The organism is Glaciecola sp. HA4-3, from assembly GCF_055693685.1.
Window position 1 is genome coordinate 2131424 of the sequence record NZ_CM146340.1, and the last position, 17428, is coordinate 2148851.

At 40.1% G+C, this 17428-nt stretch carries 10 protein-coding genes and 2 pseudogenes; 10 read left to right on the top strand and 2 right to left on the bottom strand.

Annotated features, from left to right (window positions below; genetic code table 11):
• The first annotated feature begins 132 nt into the window (after window positions 1-132).
• Window positions 133-2991 (top strand): insulinase family protein, encoded by a 2859-nt coding sequence (locus ACZ1G6_RS10110; protein ID WP_472616193.1) that lies wholly within the window; start codon window positions 133-135, stop codon window positions 2989-2991.
• A 416-nt stretch (window positions 2992-3407) separates the two neighbouring features.
• Here ACZ1G6_RS10110 and fadJ read toward each other — a convergent pair whose 3' ends face one another.
• Together fadJ and fadI are read right to left on the bottom strand one after the other, a co-directional pair.
• Window positions 3408-5516: a fatty acid oxidation complex subunit alpha FadJ gene (gene fadJ, locus ACZ1G6_RS10115; protein WP_472616194.1), complete on the bottom strand. Its 2109-nt coding sequence runs from the start codon at window positions 5514-5516 to the stop codon at window positions 3408-3410.
• Window positions 5516-6826 (bottom strand): acetyl-CoA C-acyltransferase FadI, encoded by a 1311-nt coding sequence (gene fadI, locus ACZ1G6_RS10120; RefSeq protein WP_472616195.1) that lies wholly within the window; start codon window positions 6824-6826, stop codon window positions 5516-5518. Before fadI ends, fadJ begins: the two co-directional genes overlap by 1 nt.
• A 275-nt stretch (window positions 6827-7101) precedes the next feature.
• Here fadI and ACZ1G6_RS10125 point away from each other — a divergent pair.
• The 9 genes and pseudogenes from ACZ1G6_RS10125 (at window position 7102) to putP (ending at window position 17427) form a co-directional block, all read left to right on the top strand.
• A pseudogene (locus ACZ1G6_RS10125) lies at window positions 7102-8060 on the top strand (AAA family ATPase).
• Between the two features lie 53 nt (window positions 8061-8113).
• Window positions 8114-9112: a DUF58 domain-containing protein gene (locus ACZ1G6_RS10130; RefSeq protein ID WP_472616196.1), complete on the top strand. Its 999-nt coding sequence runs from the start codon at window positions 8114-8116 to the stop codon at window positions 9110-9112.
• Window positions 9109-9648 (top strand): DUF4381 domain-containing protein, encoded by a 540-nt coding sequence (locus ACZ1G6_RS10135; RefSeq protein ID WP_472616197.1) that lies wholly within the window; start codon window positions 9109-9111, stop codon window positions 9646-9648. The genes ACZ1G6_RS10130 and ACZ1G6_RS10135 overlap by 4 nt, the downstream gene beginning before the upstream one ends.
• The gene (locus ACZ1G6_RS10140) at window positions 9641-10708 is read left to right on the top strand and encodes a vWA domain-containing protein (RefSeq protein ID WP_472616198.1); all 1068 of its coding nucleotides are present in this window, start codon (window positions 9641-9643) and stop codon (window positions 10706-10708) included. Before ACZ1G6_RS10135 ends, ACZ1G6_RS10140 begins: the two co-directional genes overlap by 8 nt.
• Entirely contained in the window at window positions 10708-12702 is a 1995-nt protein-coding gene (locus ACZ1G6_RS10145; RefSeq protein WP_472616199.1) for a vWA domain-containing protein, read from the top strand. The genes ACZ1G6_RS10140 and ACZ1G6_RS10145 overlap by 1 nt, the downstream gene beginning before the upstream one ends.
• Window positions 12703-14406 carry a BatD family protein gene (locus ACZ1G6_RS10150; protein ID WP_472616200.1) on the top strand — a complete coding sequence of 568 codons (1704 nt, stop codon included), beginning with the start codon at window positions 12703-12705 and terminating at the stop codon, window positions 14404-14406.
• A gap of 107 nt (window positions 14407-14513) precedes the next feature.
• On the top strand, window positions 14514-15065 hold the full coding sequence (locus tag ACZ1G6_RS10155; RefSeq protein ID WP_472616201.1) for a sigma-70 family RNA polymerase sigma factor: 552 nt from the start codon (window positions 14514-14516) through the stop codon (window positions 15063-15065).
• Window positions 15058-15759, top strand: a complete 702-nt coding sequence (locus ACZ1G6_RS10160; RefSeq protein WP_472616202.1) for a DUF3379 family protein — start codon at window positions 15058-15060, stop codon at window positions 15757-15759. Before ACZ1G6_RS10155 ends, ACZ1G6_RS10160 begins: the two co-directional genes overlap by 8 nt.
• A 155-nt stretch (window positions 15760-15914) precedes the next feature.
• A pseudogene (gene putP / locus ACZ1G6_RS10165) lies at window positions 15915-17427 on the top strand (sodium/proline symporter PutP).
• Window position 17428: the final 1 nt, after the last annotated feature.

Consider the following 17428-nt stretch of genomic DNA (forward strand, 5'->3'; position numbering starts at 1 on the left):
TTACAGTATTAGAAAATATTACCGTTACATAAAGTTAACGTCCAAGGACTTACTAACTTTATTGCAATACACTGCTAAACTTAAGACGTTATTGTCAATGATTAACAACAATTGTGTCCAAAGGATAAGCGCTTGCCACCATCACCGAGTAACTACAAAATATTAGATGTCATGACTATTAATGGTCATGCCAAGCTAATGTTAGTGTCGCAAAAAAACTCGAATAAAGCCGCTATCGCTTGTTCTATAGCGGCGGGGCATTTCCATACACAAGACTTATCTCCTAGTCTTGCTCACTTGCACGAACACTTATTATTTAACGCAAGTAAACATCACAGCGAATCAAACGCACTAGAAGATGTATTAAATGCACATCATGGACATGCTAATGGGTGGACTCAAGATACACATACTAATTTTCACATGCAATCAGATATTTCGGGATTTACTGCCGCATTACTGATTTTTTTAGATCGATTACTCCATCCTTTGTTCTTAGCTGATGACATTAAAAAGGAAATAAAAGCCGTCGAGGCCGAGTTTTGCACAAAAAGAAGCGACTTTTCTCGTCAATTGTTATCTGTGCAAAAAGCAACAGCCAACCCCAAACATCCTTTTGCTAATTTTAGTGCGGGTAACGCAAACGTGTTTAAGGACTTTACAATCGAACAGCTTAAAGAACAATTAGAAAGCTTTCATCAACTTTACATGGATGCATCGAATATTAGTATATGTATTAATATCCCAGAACATCACAACGAACCACAATGTAATCAAGCTAAGTTTTGTCAAGAAATAATAGCGATTATCAACAACAGATTTAACGATTCAAAACACTTTGCCCAAACCGACAAGGTCGAACTGCCAGCGGTATTTACACAAGCTGATATTGGTCAACTAGTTACGGCGCAAATAAAAGGGAGTGAAAACAGATTAATTATCACTTACCCTTTTGATTTAACTAAAGACCAAATAGATGCGAAACATTTAGAACCAACTTTATTAATATTAACGCATCTTTTTGAAAGTAAACATTATAATGGTTTATACGATAGCTTGTCTGGCTTGCAACTTACTACCGACATTAGAAGCTATTATAAAAACATTGATGACAACACATGGGAACTTTATATCGATCTTGCGCTATCTGAGCAAGGTCTAGCAAACAAATATACGCTCATAGGTATCATTCAACACTTTTGCGATTTTGTGAATGAAAAACAAATTGACCAATGGCGATTCAGAGAAAAATCGCGCCAATATGAGTTGCAAAAAATACTGCAAAGTGAACATGACCCGCTCAATACCGCTATTGAGTTATCGGTGCGCTTAAAAGACTGTCCAAGCGACATGTTAAGTGCACAAACTAAATCATCTACATCGCTAGCATTTAAAGATAAGCAAATTGATCAGCAACACTTTGACAACTTATCGCAAGAAGCATTAAACATTAACAAGGTCCTCGATTTTAACGATGCCTACATTTATTCGACAAAGCTAGTAAGCATGCTAACAAGTACTAGAATGCGAGCGTTCTTAATACAATCTGCAACACTTTCAAGCACGTCGGTATCACAAAGCGAACATTACCATACGCCCTATTTCTGCGAAAAACTCAACGATACTGAACTAAAACTAGATTCAAAAATAAAACAACAATGTCGATTTTTAATGCCCAGACAAAATCCCTACATGAGTCATCATTTTGTCAAAGTCATGCCACAAGTAACAAAAGATACCCCCGTTATATCAAAGTCTAAAAACTCATTATTGAAGTTTTATCAAAATGCAGATTTTGAACTGACTCGAGGCGAACATTATTTATCGATAAGAGATAAAGAAATGTTTGGTTCACCTATACGAAAAGCCATTAAGCAAATTTGGTTATATTCACTAAACGAACACTTAGCAAAGGTGTTTTTTGATGCCGAGTTAGCAGCATTACACTTTAGAGTATATGCCAATATTCATGGGATTACCTTGCACACAAGTGGACCTAGTGAGCGTTTGTTGTTATTAAGTATTGAAATTCTAAATACGATTATTAAATTTAGACCGTCAGTATCTGATTTAGAAAAAGCGCGTTTGAGGCAGCTAGAGAAATTTAACGGCATATTACTTAAAAAACCAATTAATCAACTGTTTACTCGCTTGAACCAAGTTTATAGTGTGCAAGAGGATACCCAAGAGGTCTCAAAAAATGCTTTTCTATCTCTTGAATCAGGCAATATACACGTAACACTCAATCAATATTTTAAAACTGTGTTTATTGAAGGCTTAGTTATTGGCAATTGGCAGTTAAGTGGTCTTCAACGTTACTTCATGCAAGTGCAATCTCGTTTTAATCATTCAAATACACTACAGATACCAGCTAAAAACCAAGCAAAAACAATGACTAATCATCATCAGCATATTCAAGATGAACAATGCCAAGCATGCAGTGTTGTTTATCATTTTATTCCCACAGTTAGCAATGACGAGGACAAGTTAATCATAGCCAAAGAAAAATACCGTTTGGTGTTAGCTGCGCGCGCATTAATAATTGAAAAGCTGCTACATACACCATTGTTTCATATTATGCGCAATGTTCATCAAATGAGCTACACCTTCGGTGTTGCATATAAAGTTATTGGTAATTTTCCTGGTATTGTCATGTACGCTGAAAGCGCAAGTCATTCAAAACAAAGCATCATAGACGCGTTGAATGAATGTATCGAACTGTGCATTGAAGAAATCCAACATGGTCAGATTAATATGAAGAGTTTACAAACAGAGCTTAGCAAACAGGTGAGCCCAAAAGATAAGAATTTAGCCAGCTTAGCGGCAAGAGTTTGGGCAAATTTTGATACGAAGCACCCTCATCTTCAACATATCGAGTTGATTCAAACACTTGAAGCTATTCACTTGGATGAAATACACCGCTCTTTAACAAGAGCTACACAAAACAATCGTGGTCAAATAGCACTTAGTTTCAGCGCCGATAAATCTTAGATATTAACAATACGGCGTGTTTATGCGGCTAAATAAATGTTATTAAACCCAATTGATTTTCGAAGATTGATTTTTTTCGAAATTTCGAACATCGGCAACATAGTGGGACCAAATACCAAGCCTGCGACAACCCATCTTTTTTTCGACATACCGTTGCGGGCTGTTTCGATAAAAAAATAAATTGAACATAATGCACTACTCAATAAGAGTAAGATGACCATTGCAGTAATTCCTAATTACGTTTACCCATAAACATAGTATAGGTCTTTAGACGATAGATATGTCTAATATTCAGTATAGTTTGAGACTGTTAAGACTATCGCTGCATACCTAAGAACAGAAAGAAAAGAAGAATTGGTCTCTTGATTACAAAAAAGCTGCACTCTTATGAATGCAGCTTTTCTAGTCAATAAACCTTAGTAAAAAGTTTTACCTTCTTTTTGCATGGTTTTTAGGATCGCTGCAGGCGCATACTTTTCATTGTACGTGCTACTGTAATGTTCTAGACGACTCACTAAGTGGTCGATGCCCAAGCGGTCCATGTATCTAAAAGGACCACCACGAAATGGTGGGAATCCAATACCAAATATTGCGCCGATATCTCCATCTCGAGGATTACGCACAACACCTTCCTCTAGACACATCGCCGCTTCATTTAGCATCAGTAATACACAACGCTCTACTACAGTATCGTCAGTGTATTTGCTTGCCGGAGCAACACCTAACAAATCATAAATTGACTCATCAACTGATTTGCCCTTTTCTTTTCCAGAATAGTTATAGAATCCAGATTGATTCTTTTTCCCTTTCCTATCGTTTTGAAGCAATTTCTCAAACGCATCTGGCGATGCAAATCTTTCACCAAACTGGCCCATTAAAATAGGAATAATTTTGGTTCCTACATCAATACCAACTTCGTCTAAGAGCTTGAACGCGCCAACTGGAAAACCAAATTTCACTAGCGCTTTATCGATATCAGCAATAGGCTGGCCTTCCATTGCTAAATAACCTGCTTCACTCATATACGGCGCTAAAATTCTATTAACATAAAACCCTGCACCATCTTTAACAACAATTGGTGTTTTGCCTTGCTTTTTAGCAAATTCAACTGTTGTTGAAATGGTTTCTTGTGAAGTACCTTCATGTGGAATTACTTCCGCAAGGGGCATTTTGTCAACCGGTGAAAAATAGTGCAAACCAACCACATTTTCCGGTCTTGCCGCTTTTTGGGCGATATCAGCAATCGGAATAGATGAGGTATTTGAGGCAAATATAGTATGTGATTGACAGTGCTGTTCGATATCAGCCACCATGTTTTGTTTTAACCCAAGATCTTCAAAAACAGCTTCTACCACAATGTCTAACTTTGCGTATCCGCTATAATCCAAGCATCCTGTTATCTTAGCCATTTGTTGTTGCATTTGCGATTTAAGCATAAACCGTTTTTTGACTTTTTTATTCAGAATGTCGTAGCTATATTTCATAGCGCCAGCGATACCCGCTTCGCCAATATCCTTAATACGCACTGGCACATTTGCTTTAGTAGCAGTAACAAATGCAATACCGCCACCCATCAAACCGCCGCCCAAGACACCTGCTTTGCTCACTTTTTGAGGCGCGACGCCTTCAACACCTGATTCTTTTTTCATTTCAGTTGTAGCAAAAAATATTTCTCTTAACTGAGCAGATTCAGGCGTCATAACCAGTTCACCAAACAATCTAGCCTCAGTCGCAAAGCCCTTTTTACTGTTGCTCAAACCCGCTTCAATACAGTCAATGATGTACATGGGCGCTGGGTAGTTACCATTTGTTTTTGATAGTGTTTGCTCGCGCGCTTTTTTAAATAGTATGTTTCGACCAAATGATGTGTTTTCTAACATTTTGTTGGTCAACGATTTTTGAGCAATACGTTTTTTAGGAGGTTTTGCAGCAAGTTGCTTAGCAACATCCATAAGAATCGATTCTGGTACGCTATCATCAACAATGCCATACTTTTTTGCTTGCTTAGCGCGTGCTGGCGCACCTGTTAACATCATCTTCATGGCTTGTTGTACGCCAATCAATGCTGGTAAACGTTGAGTTCCGCCACTACCTGGAAGTAGACCTAGTTGTACTTCAGGTAAACCTACTTGCGTTTTGTCACTGTTAGAACATACACGGTAGTCACACGCTAGAGCCAGTTCTAGACCACCACCTAAGGCTGGACCGTGAATTGCCGCTACAAAGGTTTTATCCATCGCTTCCATACGATCAAATAGTTGCTGCCCCGCTATGGATAAGGTCTCAGCATCTTTTGCTGATGCACACTGCGCTAGCATGCTGACATCTGCACCTGCAACAAATGAGTCTTTTTTACCGCTTGCAACAACAACACCTTTGATGTCTTTGTCTTGCTCAATATCATCTAATATACTAGTGATCTCTTCGCCAAAACTCTCTTTTAGCGTGTTCATCGTCTCGTCAGGAACATCCATCGTTAAGATAGCAATACCGTCGTCTTGTTTACTTAGGGTAAATGCACTCATTATTCTGTCTCCACTATCATTGCAGCGCCTAGGCCACCAGCGGCGCAAGCCGTTAATAAGCCTGTACCACCGCCTCTGCGATTTAATTCATTTAACATCTGAGTAATCATTCGCGTACCTGTGGCAGCGAAGGGATGCCCATAAGCTAAAGAGCTTCCCATTACATTGAATTTGTCCATGTCGATTTCACCAATTGCTTTATCGCGGCCAAGTTTCTCTTTTGCAAAAGTATCGCTGGCGAACATCTTAACGTTTGATAATGTCTGAGCTGCAAAGGCTTCATGCATTTCGATAAGCGTTAAATCAGACAATGACATACCGGCTCTATCTAATGCGATAGGTGTTGCATAAGATGGTCCCATTAGCATGTCTTCCCACACGTCAATTGCCGAAAACGCGTAGCTTTTTAAGTAGCCTAGTGGTTTATAACCAAGTGCTTTGGCTTTGCTTTCAGTCATCATAACAACCGCAGAAGCACCATCTGTAAGTGGCGTTGCATTTGCCGCTGTTACTGAACCGTGTTTTTTATCAAATACAGGGCGTAATTTTGCGTAGCCTTCAAGTGTGCTGTCAAATCGGACATTGTTGTCGCGCGAAAAACCGCCTTTGTAAGGTTCAGCATATGCAGTCATAACTTCTGCATCTAAATTACCCTTCTCCCAGTTTTCTGCCGCCAAAGAATGAGAGCGGTGAGCAAGCGCGTCCTGCTCAGCTCTTGAGATACCATGAGTTTTAGCCATTTGCTCAGCCGTTTGGCCCATCGACAATCCAGTAGAGTATTCTGCAACCGCTGGTGGAACTGGTAATAGGTCTTTTACACTCAGTCGTTTAAAAATAGTGAGCCGTTGACCCAAAGTCTTAGCTTTTTGTAAGTCGACTAACGCGCGGCCTAGTTTTTTTGAAACGCCTATTGGTGACACTGACGTTGAATCAGCACCGCCGGCAATGCCAACTTCAATGTTTCCCACAACCATCGACTCGGCGATATTAACAGCTGATTGAAAACTCGTGGCGCAAGCCCTTGAAACACTGTAAGCGTCTGTACTAACGTTCATCCCCGTTCCTAGCACAATTTCTCGAGCGATATTAGGAGCTTCGGGCATTTGTACAACTTGCCCGTACACAACTTGTTCAACCACTGCAGGGTCAAGGTCATTTTTGATCATCAATTCATTAACGACCATTTTAGCTAAATCAACTGCTGGCACACCATGGAAATAGCTTGCCATTTTTGCGAAAGGGGTACGCAAGCCTGCGACAATCGCTATGCGATCGCCGTTTTGCGTTTTAAGTACTTGTTTATTTGACATATAAAGTCCTATGTATAATTCGTATGAACCGTTATGCTCACAATGCGTTTGCCCCATTTTGGCGCAATCTCTGGTCTGACCACTATGCTATTGTTGCAGAATAAAACAGCAATAGCAAATAAAGCCACGGAAACTTTTCTTGATGCTGAGTGTCTGTAGTGTGTTATTGCTAAATCGATTTAATTATAGTCTATAGACTTGAGTTTTTTTAGCTTGTACACATATATCTAACACAGTATTTAAGTAATTAATTTTGAGTAAACTGGGAAGTGTCAATGCATAAACAATTTACCGCCTTACTTGAGCATTTAGATGCACAAGTATTAGGACAAAGCCACTTAACGCAGAGTATCCTTATAGCACTGCTTGCTGATGGCCATCTTTTGGTAGAAGGCCCCCTGGTTTAGCAAAAACGCGTGCAGTAAATGCACTATCAGATGGTATAGACGCAGATTTTCATCGTGTTCAATTTACCCCCGACTTATTGCCAGCTGATTTGACAGGTACCGATATATACCGTCCGGAAACAGGCGAATTTATTTTCCAAAAAGGTCCCTTGTTTCACAATTTAGTGTTGGCGGACGAAATTAATCGCGCACCAGCTAAGGTCCAGTCAGCTTTACTAGAAGCTATGGCTGAGCGCCAAATTACCGTAGGAAGCAAGACATACAAACTTCCAGAATTATTTTTGGTAATGGCAACACAAAACCCGCTTGAACAAGAAGGGACATATCCCCTACCTGAAGCACAACTCGACCGTTTTTTAATGCATGTCGAAATCGATTACCCAGACGCGGCCACCGAACATAAAATATTAGCATTGACGCGTTCAGAAGCACTAGATAAAGCAACAAGCGTGCTAAATTCAGACAAACTCAGTCAACTTGATATTGCGCAAGCGCGCAAGGATATTCTAAATATACATGTTGCAGAAGCCGCAGAGGTGTATTTGGTACAACTTATTATGGCTACAAGAAAGGCGATAAGTTATAGCCCTGAACTTGCACAATGGATTGAGATTGGTGCAAGTCCTAGAGCCACTATTGCATTAGAAAGATGCGCAAGAGCCCATGCGTGGCTGCATCAACGTGACTTTGTAAGCCCACAAGATATACAAGCTGTTTTGCCTGATGTGTTAAGGCATCGTTTAATATATAGCTATCAAGCACAAGCTCAAGGAGTGACTCCAAACCAAGTAATTGCAAAAATTTTAGAATTAGTCCCCGTGCCATAGTGGTGGCTTTTTATGTTTGTATAACGACAATTCATTACGAGATATGACGACTAATGCAAAGCGCTGCTGTAAACGAACAACTTAATTTTTTGCAATCCAACGGTGTTAGCGTCGCGCTAGGTGAACTAATGCGCTACAAAGGTATTGCCAACAGGTTAAGTCTTCGACCAAACTCAGTCATTCGAAATAGCTTATCAGGCATGATGTCTTCCAAGGTCAAAGGAAGAGGAATGGAGTTTGATGAAGCTAGACACTACCAACCGGGCGATGATATTAGAAGTATCGATTGGAGGGTAACGGCACGCACAGGTAAAACACATACCAAACTATATCGGGAAGAGCGTGAGCGACCAGTTCTTGTGTTTATCGATTTTCAGTCAAGTATGTATTTTGGTTCTTCATTATTATATAAATCAGTTCAAGCCATGCACGCATGCGCGATTATCACATTTAGCGCGATTGGGCGTGGTGATAAAATTGGCTGTATTGCTATCAATGCGTCTAACGACATAGAAATAAAACCAAAGTCGTCAAACAAACATGCTTTATCCATGTTGAATCGTCTTGAGTCATTTCATAATCAAGCTTTAGACAAACAAGCAGCTACTAAAAAAGACACCTTGTCGAGCGGGAATATGTCGACAGAAGAAGGCTTAAGTAAACTTGCTCAGATTGCCAAGCCCGGGACCCTAATCTATTTATTGTCTGATTTTATGGCGATGGATGAAAAGCATTTCAGTATTTTAGGCAACATTCAGCGCCATTGTGAAATACGTCCCTTGCACGTGTTTGATCCTCTAGAAGCGGCATTGCCTATCACTGCTAGTTTGCAACAAGTGTTGCTCACAAATGGACAGGCAGAACAAAAGATTACGCTTGGAAACAAAGATGTTGCTAACGCTTATTCAGATAATCGTGCTATTTGGCGTAATAAACTGATCAGTCAATTTGACCAACTTGGGATGAGCTTACGCCAAGTAAGTGCGGCTTATCCACTTGAACAACAACTTGGTACAAGCCCTCATGGACTCATTTTGGGAGAATCAATATGAATCCACTGGATCAACTAGCCGACATTACGGCGCCTAGTGAAGTCTCTATTTGGCCTCTGGCATGGGGATATTGGATTGTTATAGCATTTGTCATGCTTACGCTAGTGACCCTTACTGTTGTTTCTATATCATATGTCAAACGACATCGAGCAAAGAAAGATGCACTGCGCAAATTATCCAAATTAGATGTTAATGACGAATATTTTGTCGCTAAAACGCGGCAATTGGTGAAACACGTCTGCATTCACTACTTCCCTGACACCTTCCAATTTGATTCGCTAAAAACAAATCAATGGTCACATTTTATGGCTGGTATACTTAGCCATTACCGTGCAGACATGACAAAGCCCATCGAAAAGTGCTTCAGCATGATGCAAAATGATTTGTATTCACCTCGCAGGTTATCTGCGCAAGATAAGGTTTTTATTAAGGACCAAATTACACATTGGATAAAAACCTGCGTTCCAATGAAACAAGCACATAAAAAAACAGCGCTTGCAAATATAAAGACTAATGAGGCCACAAGACATGGCTGAGTTAAAAATATTAGGAGATGAGTTATTTCAGCTTGGCAACTTTGCGTTGTCATGGTGGCCCGTTTTATTGTTACTGCCCTTACCATTATTTATTTATTTTTGGGCGCCTTCAAAAACAAACGATGCTAACGTTGCCTTGTATTTTCCGCATGTAAATGCGATATCACAAAACGGTGCCTCACTGCAAAAAACAGCAAAAATGCCTATCGCGTCGCTTGGGATTATTTGGATTTTGCTGGTGCTAAGTGCGGCAAGACCTATGTGGTTTGGTGCGCCTATTTCAATTCCAACTGAAGGACGAGATCTGATGTTGGCCGTTGACTTATCCGGTAGTATGCAGCAAACCGACATGCGCGTTAACGGCAGACAAGTTGACCGTTTAGATATGGTCAAATCAGTTATGGATGATTTTATTGAACGGCGCGTGGGCGACAGGCTTGGGCTGATATTGTTTGCTGATACAGCCTATTTGCAAACGCCGTTAACCTTTGACCGTGAAACAGTCAAACAACTGCTTGATGAATCAGTCATTGGATTAGTTGGAGATAGCACCGCTATAGGTGATGCAATTGGTTTAGCGGTTAAACGCTTTTCAAAACGAGAGCGCTCTAATCGAGTGTTAGTTCTATTGACTGATGGGCGAAGCACTGCTGGCAACATTTCAGTAGAAGAAGCATTAACTCTAGCAAAAAGTGAAAGCGTTACTATTTATGCCATTGGCGTGGGGGCTGATGCGCAAATGCAACGAACCTTTTTTGGCACCCGCACCGTCAATCCTTCGATGGACCTAGACGAAAACACGTTGACCCAAATAAGCCGTGAGACCGGTGGTGAATATTTTAGAGCGCGTGATGCTCAAGAGTTATCAACAATATATGAGTATCTTGATGTCTTAGAGCCTGTAAAAGGAAACGAGCAAACACTTAGACCTCGTGCTGAGCTATTTTATTATCCATTGGCGATTGCTGGGTTCTTGACTGCTTTTATGGTGTTAATGCCCATGGCTAGCAGGCTCTTCAAATTTATGACGTCAAATGCTTCGTCACAAGGAGGCGCGTAGTGGAACACTTTTATGCCCCTTTTGTCACAGGCTCTTTTGTTTTTATTCGGCCTATGTGGTTATTGGCTCTAATACCTGTGTTCTTTGTATATATTCTTTGTATTAAATACGCACGTACACAAAATATCTGGCAAGACATCATTCCTAAACATTTATATCAGCAATTAGTCATTACTAAAGGTCTTGTGAAAACTCGCTACTTTTTACATGTTGCTACATTTGGCTGGATATTATCTATACTAGCGCTTGCTGGTCCTGCTTGGGAAAAACTGCCTCAAAGTGTGTATCAAACCCAAGCAGGTAAGGTTTTACTACTAGATATGTCGATGTCGATGCGTGCAACTGATATATCACCAAACAGGCTTACTCGCGCTCGTTTTAAAGCAATGGACCTGATCAACCAAATTAGTGAAGGTGAAACCGGCTTAGTTGCCTATGCAGGTGATGCATTTGTGATTAGTCCACTAACAGACGATATCGATACTCTTCTTAATTTTATCCCTAGTTTGCGACCTGAAATAATGCCAACACAAGGCAGTTCGGTGTTAAGCGGACTTGAGCGCTCATCTGAATTATTATTAAATGCGGGATATCAAAGCGGACAAATCTATTGGATTACCGATGGCATCGTCTTTGACGAAGTTAACGAAATTAGGCAATTCATACAAGATTCACCTTACCAAATTTCAGCAATTTTAGTGGGTACTGAACAAGGTGCGCCCATTCAAATGCGAGATGGAAGGCTACTTAAAGATAATCAAGGCAGTATAGTCGTTCCAAGTATCAACTCTCGACTAATGGCCCAAGCAATGAGCGGTACAAATGCAAATTTTAGTGAGTTCAGTGCAGATAATAGCGATATTATGGCAATTAAAAGACAGATTGATTTTGAACAACAACAAAAAGCGCTAGAAGTTGAAAACACAAGCGGAGACATTTATAAAGATATGGGACCTTATTTAGTATTGTTAGTATTGCCATTTGTGGCTTATGCGTTTCGTAAAGGCGTAATGAGCATTGCAGTATTTAGCATCTGCTTTGTGAGCATGTATGGAGGTTCTAGTATCCCCGCCTTTGCAATACAAGCTCAAGAGCCGTCATCGATCACTAATCAGACAAGTGCTGTCATTAGTCAATGGTTCAAGAATGCAGATCAAAAAGGTAAACAGGCCTTTGATAATGAGCAATTCGTGCAAGCTACAAATTTGTTTGAAGATCCACAATGGCTGGCAGCCAGCGCATATAAAGCAGGAGAATATGAACAAGCAATTGAGTTGTACCAAAAACTTGATGGACTGGACAACACCTATAATTTAGCTAATTCATTAGCCCAAAATGGCCAACTTGAGCAAGCATTAAAACACTATGATGAAGTGCTTAATCAGGTACCAACACATCAACAAGCATTGAAGAATAAAAAAATAGTTGAAGACTTGCTAAAACAGCAAGAGCAGTCTCAAGAGCAGCAGCAACAATCTGAAGACCAGAATCAAGATGGCCAACAAAATAATGACAACAATCAGTCTGAGCAAGAACAAAGTAATAGTGACGACTCTTCTGAACAAGGCTCTCAAAACCAGCAAAGCGAACAATCACAAGACTCACAAGAGTCGGACAACCAGCAACAAAGTGATAATAGCGAATCAAATGACCAACAAACGCAAAATCAACAAGACGACCGTGATTTGAGCGACGCCGCCTCACAACGTGAGCAAGGACAAACAGATAATGAACCGTCAGAACAAGAGCAAGCTTTTGACCCTAACAATTCAGACCAAACGCCCGAAGAGCAGCAAGAACAGGCATTAAAAGAAGCAATTTCAAATCAAATTGACGAGCAAGATCTTACACCCGAACAAAAAGAGCAGATGCAAAGGATGCAGATGATATTAAATAAAATACCAGATGATCCCGCCTATCTGTTGCAGCGAAAAATGCAACTTGAGGCGCAGTCTAGATATAGACCAGTACCACCGAATGTGGAGGCTTGGTAAATGAAGAACATTATTGTTAATTGTCTTCTTGCTACATGCTTGTTGTTCGGCGCAGCCACAAACGCCTTATCACAGGTAACATCGGTATCTGCAAGTGTGGATAAAAATACCATCTTACTGGATGAATCTATTCGACTAAATGTGGTGGCTAACGGCAGTGCCGAGCGAGAAAATATCGACTTTGAGCAATTAAAGGATAATTTTGTAGTCGGTAGACCTTCTGTTTCGCAACAAACACAAATTATAAATGGCAATAGAACGCAAACAACATCGTGGACTGTTACCTTGTTCCCTCTTGCCGAAGGGACCTTCACTATTCCTGAATTTACTATACAGGGACAGTCTTCTAATGCATTTGATGTTAAAGTGCTTCCCGTTGATTCAGTTAATGTTACCACACCACGTGATTATTATGTCAGGGCAACATTGGACAATGATAATCCATTTCTACAAGAACAAATGCTCTACACAATTAAGATTTATCTGTCGACCAATATTCAAAGAGGTAATTTGAGCTTGCCAATATTAGAAGGTGCGATAATTGAACAAATTGGCGAAGACAATGATTATCAAGAGATTTTAAATGGCGTGAGATATCGCATCATAGAGCGACAATACGCTATTATTGCGCAAGCAAGCGGTGAATTTACGATCCAAGGCCCAGTGTTTGAGGCGGAAATACTAAGTACATCACGCCAAAGCTTCGGTAATTTTGGCAGGACACGCACAATTACACGCAAGGCACCTAATCTAGATATAACGGTAAAACCCATTCCAACAGATTATAATGATACATGGCTTCCCAGTGAGTATGTTGAAGTAGAGGAACAGTGGCAGAACGACCCTAATCAATTAACAGTGGGAGAACCTATTACTCGAAGTGTCACGGTCACTGCTGCTGGCGTGACAAAAGAGCAGTTACCTATCGTTGATATACCCTATCATCCTAGCTTCAAAGTGTACCCTGAACAAGCTGATTTAAATACCGCACAAGTAGGTGACATGCTCGTATCGCAAGGTGTATATAATACTGCAATCATTCCAAGTGAGGCAGGCAGCTTTGTTCTACCTGAAGTTAGAATCCCATGGTTTAATACCAAAACAAGCTTACAAGAGTTCGCTGTTATACCGGCTAAGACGGTACAAGTACTACCCTCGCCATCTGCTACAAGCTTAACTAAACAGACGATTGACAAGCGGATTGTGCAAGACACAGCTGAGGCCGAAGCAACACCTTCGCTTCCAGGCACTGTAGCTTCTTCCAATTTGATATATGCCTTGGTTGCTAGCAATGTCATCAGTGTCATGATAATTGTTTTCTTGGCTGTGTTACTGCAGCGAAAATCAAGACCCACTGCACAACAAAAAAACGAGTTTACTAACACTATCAGCAACACTGAATCACAGGTATTCACTGAGCTTAAACAAACATTAGAGCAAGGTGAATTAGCCCAATTTGATTCTTTATTAGATCAGTGGTTAAACCTATTATTAGGAAGTGAGCATCACTCAAATAGCTTGAGTCTATCTAAAGCAAGTTCACTAGATTTGTTACACATGTACAACGATATTATCGCTAAACAGTTTGGACATGAAAATCGCGCCATTGACTTTATGCGTTTAATCGAAGCTTTAGTCTCTTTTAGGCAATATAAACTAGCCGCTTCAAAAGAAAACGCATTAAATAGTTTGTATCCGAATTAATTTTTTGGTCACAGTCAACGTCAAAGTGCTGACTGGCTCTTGCTAGAGTGGAATTTTTGTGAGATTAGAGTAGGCTTAAGTCAACATTTAACAAAAAAGTTTTCATCATGCGAAATATTTCTAGCGACGCATCGGTCTTATCAGACATGAACACAAAACAAAACCGATACGAAGCCTTGGTAAAGGCACTACATGCTGACATTTATCGTTATGCTGTGTGGTTAATTAAAGATAAAGCAATCGCTGAAGATGTTGTACAAGAGACTTTTCTAAGAGCATGGAAATCCTTAGATTCTTTACAAGACGAAAATGCGGCGAAAGCTTGGCTTATTACTATTTTACGTCGCGAAAATGCAAGGCGTTTTGAACGTAAACAGTTTGACACCGTAGATATTGATGATGTGGCTGTAGAAGACCCCGCCGCACATAGTGAAGACTCGTTGCAAACAAGAGAAGTTCGAAAAGCGATTGCCAGCTTAAGCGAAGAATATAGAGAGCCATTAACTATGCAAATAATTATGGGATTTAGTGGAGATGAAATTGCCGAGCAATTGAAACTCAATAAAAATACCGTTATGACGAGACTTTTCAGAGCCCGTAATCAATTGAAAGACATTTTAACTGCTCAGATGCAGTTAGGAGAGCAAATAAGTGGATGATTTAACGTTTAGAAAGGCAGTTTACGCTGACCCTTTTACAAAAGATCCTGAAGTGATACAAGCTGCTCAAGAAGATGCTTCAAAGCAAGCATTTTGGAATGATATAAAAACAATGGAGGCTGAACTTGAAGCAGCCATGAACATTCCAGTGCCTGAGAATCTGGCTGAAAAACTGATTTTAAGACAGTCAATTAAAGAACATAGACAAACAAAGAAACAAAGACCTGTCTACTTAGCACTTGCTGCATCTGTGGCGTTAGCGGCTGTGCTGACGGTCAATATGCTAAGTGGGCCAAGTAGCTCCTTACAAAATGATGTCTTTGCACATATGGACCATGTCAGTGTCGAAATGATGAAAGGTGGTCAAGTTAATACCGAAATGATCAATGACAAACTTGCTTCATTTAATGGACAAGTATCTGGTGATTTAGGAGAAGTTGTGTCTGCAAACTATTGCTATCTTGATAAAATCAAAAGTCTACATGTGATTATCAAAGGCGAAAATGGCTTAACGTCTTTGTTTGTTGTACCAGATTCAATTACCGATACCATTGCTGAGAATTTCAGTAATGCAAGTTTTGCAGGTGCATCCTTCTTATTAGAGTCTGCAAAAGTCATTGTGGTAGGTGAAGATCCAAATGAAGTTGAAGCTGTACAAAAAAGAGCCAAAACCGCTTTGTCATTTTCAGCATAAACGCTTAGATTAAATCTAACTCTATACAACGCCAAGCATCAGTCTTGGCGTTTTCGTATAATTCACAAAACGCTTCGTTTACGCTCTCTGCTTTCGATATTTACCTGAGATGTTACAATTAGGGTTCAATTAATCACAATAATAAGAGAGCATCCATGGAATATGGCGCATACATTTCTTTATCTATTTATTTTATTGCTATGCTTGGCATAGGGCTTTATGCCTATAGAACAAATGAAGAAAGTGCATCAGGCTATCTACTTGGCGGTAGAAAACTAAGTGCCCCAGTAACGGCACTGTCAGCAGGTGCATCTGACATGAGTGGATGGATGTTAATGGGCGTGCTAGGGGCAATGTATTTATCTGGTGCCTCTTCTTTATGGATAGCCTTTGGTTTGATTGCTGGTGCCTTGGATAAATTATTTGATTGTCGCACCTCGTTTACGCGTCTTTACAGAAGTCGCAAATGACTCTATAACCTTACCTGATTATTTCGAAAACAGATTTAAAGATACGTCCCGTTCTCTGCGTGTTATCGGTTCGCTGGTCATTATTTTGTTTTTCACTTTATATACCTCCTCTGGCATTGTTGCAGGTGGTAAGCTGTTTGAATCATCTTTTGGCCTAAGCTATCAAATAGGTATTTTTCTTACTGCAGGTGTGGTGGTGACTTATACATTTTTTGGCGGCTTTATGGCGGTGTCCTTAACCGATTTTATTCAAGGAATAATCATGTTTATTGCCTTGATATTAGTGCCTACGGTCGTGGTATTTGAGCTTGGAGGAATAAGCGCTACACTAAATAGCCTAGAAGCCATTAACCCACAATTATTGTCATTGTTCACCGATGCCAATACGGGAGAAACCGTCACGATAATCGGCATTATTTCATTGATGTCATGGGGCTTAGGCTATTTTGGACAGCCTCATATTATTGTTAGATTTATGGCTATTGAAAGTGTCAAAAAGGTCCCTGTGGCACGTAGAATAGGAATGACATGGATGATTGTCGCCTTGCTTGGTGCCGCTATGACGGGAATATTTGGACTAGCCTACGCTAATCAAACTGGCTTAGTTGTAAACGATGCTGAAACGATTTTTATTTTGTTATCTACTCTTTTGTTTAACCCGCTAATTGGCGGTTTTCTGTTAGCCGCGATATTAGCAGCAATAATGAGTACTATTTCATCGCAATTACTTGTCACTTCAAGCTCATTAACACGTGACGTTTACTTAAGCTTTTTCAACACACAAGCGAGCGAATCTAGGCAAGTATTAGTCGGTAGAATATGTGTCATAGTGGTTGCTATTGCGGCGATTGGACTAGCCATGGGCGAAAACAAAACAATATTATCATTGGTTAGTAATGCTTGGGCCGGATTTGGCGCTGCCTTTGGCCCCTTAGTCATCATTTCATTGATATGGAAAAACATGACTCGTCTTAGTGCTTTACTGGGCATGATAGCAGGGACCATTACTGTGCTGTTATGGATATTTGTGCCCATAGATAGTGACGGCAACACCTTGTCATCCATTATTTATGAAATAATCCCTGGGTTTTTAGTCTCTTCTGCCGTTATAGTCTTAACTAGCTTATTATTTCCTGAAAAAAATGAAGTGATCGTCGGGCAATTTGAGCGCTATGAAATAAAACTAGCAGAGAAATAAC

Coding starts and splice junctions, on each gene's coding strand:
- ACZ1G6_RS10155 (WP_472616201.1), top strand. CDS start 14,514: ATGCGAAATATTTCTAGCGACGCATCGGTCTTATCAGACATGAACACA.
- ACZ1G6_RS10150 (WP_472616200.1), top strand. CDS start 12,703: ATGAAGAACATTATTGTTAATTGTCTTCTTGCTACATGCTTGTTGTTC.
- fadJ (WP_472616194.1), bottom strand. CDS start 5,516: ATGAGTGCATTTACCCTAAGTAAACAAGACGACGGTATTGCTATCTTA.
- ACZ1G6_RS10130 (WP_472616196.1), top strand. CDS start 8,114: ATGCAAAGCGCTGCTGTAAACGAACAACTTAATTTTTTGCAATCCAAC.
- ACZ1G6_RS10140 (WP_472616198.1), top strand. CDS start 9,641: ATGGCTGAGTTAAAAATATTAGGAGATGAGTTATTTCAGCTTGGCAAC.
- fadI (WP_472616195.1), bottom strand. CDS start 6,826: ATGTCAAATAAACAAGTACTTAAAACGCAAAACGGCGATCGCATAGCG.
- ACZ1G6_RS10135 (WP_472616197.1), top strand. CDS start 9,109: ATGAATCCACTGGATCAACTAGCCGACATTACGGCGCCTAGTGAAGTC.